At 74.4% G+C, this 3095-nt stretch carries 2 protein-coding genes and 2 pseudogenes; all 4 read right to left on the reverse strand.

What is annotated here, in order from left to right; genetic code table 11:
• Positions 1 to 198, reverse strand: a pseudogene (locus E2C05_RS30290) (tetratricopeptide repeat protein); the annotation flags it as partial.
• 290 nt (positions 199 to 488) lie between these two features.
• Positions 489 to 968 carry a peptidoglycan-associated lipoprotein Pal gene (gene pal, locus E2C05_RS30295; protein ID WP_133223331.1) on the reverse strand — a complete coding sequence of 160 codons (480 nt, stop codon included), beginning with the start codon at positions 966 to 968 and terminating at the stop codon, positions 489 to 491.
• Positions 969 to 1119: 151 nt separating this feature from the next.
• On the reverse strand, positions 1120 to 2490 hold the full coding sequence (tolB, locus tag E2C05_RS30300) for a Tol-Pal system beta propeller repeat protein TolB (protein ID WP_338045219.1): 1371 nt from the start codon (positions 2488 to 2490) through the stop codon (positions 1120 to 1122).
• A gap of 90 nt (positions 2491 to 2580) precedes the next feature.
• A pseudogene (locus E2C05_RS30305) lies at positions 2581 to 3095 on the reverse strand (hypothetical protein); the annotation flags it as partial.

The raw sequence follows: 3095 nt of genomic DNA on the forward strand, positions 1-3095 counted from the left end.
GCCGCCGCGCTGCGGCGCGACCGGCGCCGGCGCGGCCAGGCCGCCGCCGCGGCGCAGCTGCTCCAGCTCCTGCCGCAGCTGCAGGATCTGGTTCTGCAGGAAGATGCCCTCCCGGCTCTCGGCCTGGGCCCGGGCGGGGCCGGAGGCCGGCAGCAGGAGGGGGGTGGCAAGCAGCAGGGCGGCGAACGCGCGGCGCATCGAGGGCCTCCGGGGGCGGGCCGGCCGCGAGGGGCGGCGGCGCACGGGATCAGCGGATTGGCGTGGTTCAAACGGAACGGGACGACGTGGCCGCCGCCGCGTCGTCCCGTTGCAGCCTCGTCGCGGGGCGGCCATGCCGGCCATCCCCTTACCAGCGCGGCCGGCGCCCCCGCCAGGGGGCCGGCACGCGGTTGTCAGCACCGGGCGCCCGCCGCGGCGGGTGAGTGACGGGCGCCCGCGTCAGCGGGAGAGTGCCGGGCGTCCGCGCCAGCGGCGGACAGGAAAGGGCGTCAGCGGACGACGGTGACGGCGCGGCGGTTCTGCGCCCAGGCATCGTCGGTCGAGCCGAGCGCCGCCGGCCGGTCCTTGCCGTAGGAGATGGTGGCGACGCGGCCGCCGGCGACGCCGCCCGCGACCAGCGCGTCGCGCGCCGCATTGGCGCGGCGCTGGCCCAGCGCCAGGTTGTACTCGCGCGTCCCGCGCTCATCCGTGTGGCCCTCGACCTGCACGGTCACCGCCGGGTTGCCGCCCATCCAGGTCGCCTGGCGCTGCAGGGTCGGGCGCTGGTCGCCGCGGATCACCGCGCTGTCGAAGTCGAAGAACACGCGGTCGCTGCCGGCCTGGGCGATCAGGTCTTCCTGGCTGCCCGGGCGGATGGTGCTGCCCGTCGCGCCGGCGCCGGCGCCGGTCGCGGCCTGGTCGGTCGCGGACTCGCAGGCGGCGAGCAGCGCGACGGCGGCGAACGCGCCAAGCAGCTTCGGGGTGTTCATGCCTTCGGTCCTTCTCCACGCGCAGCACGCGGCTGCTGTCAACCTGGCCCCGGCGTTACAACCCGCAGTCGAGAGGGTCAAGGCAACGGAACACGAAACCGTCAGGGATGCGGGTGATCGGTACGGGCCGCGCAACCCTGACGGCATCGGATCATGACAGTAACGGCGACCAAGTGGGATCGGATGCGTCGGTCGGCGTGACGATCTGCCGTTCGTTGAAGCCGGCGATGTCGATGGAGGCGAGGCGGGAGGAATAGCCGCTGCCGCGCGCGTCGCGCGCCTGCGTCTCGCGGAAGAACATCATCACCCGGCCGTTCGGCGCGAAGGTCGGGCCTTCCATGCCCCAGCCCTCGGTCAGGATGCGCTCGCCCGACCCGTCCGGGCGCATGACGCCGATGGCGAAGCTGCCGCCGCCGAAGCGGGTGAAGGCGATCAGGTCGCCGCGCGGCGACCAGACCGGCGTGGCGTAGCGGCCGCGGCCGAAGGAGATGCGGCGGATGCCGCCGCCATCGGCCGACATGACGTAAAGCTGCTGGTCGCCGCCGCGGTCGGAGTTGAAGACGATCTGCGACCCGTCCGGCGAGAAGCAGGGGGAGACGTCGAGCCCGCCGCCCGAGGTCAGCTGCCGTTCCCGCCGCGACCCGATATCGACCAGGTAGATGTTGCTGTCATTGCCCCGCGTGGCGGAGAGCACGACGCTCCGCCCGTCCGGGCTGAAGCGGGGGGACAGCGTCATGCCGGGGAAATTCCCGAGCGGCTCCGGCCGGCCGCCATCCAGCGTATAGAGGAAGACCTTCGGCTCCCCCCGCGCATAGGACATGAAGGCGATCTGCTGGCCGTTCGGATGGAAGCGCGGCGTCAGCGCGGCGGCGGAGCCGTCGGTTAGGAAGCGGTTGTTCTCCCCGTCCTGGTCCATGACCGCCAGGCGGCGGGTGCGGCGGTCGCGCGGCCCGCTCTCGGCGATGTAGACGACGCGGGTGTCGAAATACCCCTTCTCGCCCAGCAGCCGCTCGTAGATCACGTCCGAGATCAGGTGGGCGATGCGGCGCCAATTGGCCGCCGGCGCGGTGAAGGCGGTGCCCTGGATCTGCGCCTCCGGCAGCACGTCCCACAGCCGGAATTCGACCCGCACGCGGTCGCTGGCGGCATCGACGCGGCCGGTGGTCAGCGCCTGGGCGCCGATGACGCGCCAGTCCTGGAAGCGCGGCGCCGCCGCCGCGGCCTCCGGCGTCTGGATGTAGGCGGCGCGCTCCACCGGGCGGAACAGGCCGGAATTCTTCAGGTTGTTGATCACCACCCGGGCGATGTCGCGGCCGACGCGCTGGCCGTCGCCGCTGCCGGCGAAGTCCGGGATGGCGATCGGGATCGGGTCGGTGCGGGCGCGGGTGATGTCCACCACCGAGCTCTGGGCGAAGGCCGAGCGCGTGAGCCCCCCGGCGGCGGGCAGCAGCAGGGCCGCCCCGCCGAACAGCGCGGCGCGGCGCGAGAGGAAGCCTGCCATCGCCTGGTCCATCGGACTCATGCGGACTCTCCTGCAGCAAGGGCGGCGGACATTGCCGGCGCGCCCGGTCGGGTCAAGGCCCCCGCGGCGGGCCGGATGACGGGCATGGCGTCAGCGCAGCCCGAGGTCGCGGGGGTTGAAGCGGAAGACGGTGTCGCGCAGCGCCGCCAGCCTTTCGCGCGGCAGCGGCAGCGGGTTGCACTTGGGGTCGAGCAGCGCGCGCCGCGCCGCCTCGTACACCGCCCGCGCCCGCGGGTCGCCGGGCGGGGCGCCATTGGCGCGGACATTCCGCACCACGCCGCCGCCATCGACCTCCACCCGCAGCTCGACGATGACGTCGCGCACGCCGAGCCCGCCGCCATCCACCGACCAGCATTCGCTGATCTTGTCGGCGAGGCCGGCCTTCTCCCCGGCCGAGAGCGAGGCGGTGCCGGTCGGCGTGCCGCCGCCCGATTGCGGGGTGCCGGCGGGCGGGCTGGGCCGCCCGGTCGGCGGCTGGTTCGACGGCCGGCTGGCCTGCAGCCGCTCCAGCGTGTTCAGCACGCTGCGGCTGTCGGCCTGCGGCCGCTGCACCGGCGGCGTCTGGCCGGTTCCGGCGGTCGCCGTCGGCTCGCGCCCCGGCGGGG

The sequence above is a fragment of the Paracraurococcus ruber genome, from assembly GCF_004353985.1.
Classification (GTDB): domain Bacteria; phylum Pseudomonadota; class Alphaproteobacteria; order Acetobacterales; family Acetobacteraceae; genus Paracraurococcus; species Paracraurococcus ruber.

Bases quoted from the DNA above. Each gene is read 5' to 3' on its own strand.
- pal (WP_133223331.1), bottom strand. From the start codon at position 968: ATGAACACCCCGAAGCTGCTTGGCGCGTTCGCCGCCGTCGCGCTGCTC.
- tolB (WP_338045219.1), bottom strand. From the start codon at position 2,490: ATGAGTCCGATGGACCAGGCGATGGCAGGCTTCCTCTCGCGCCGCGCC.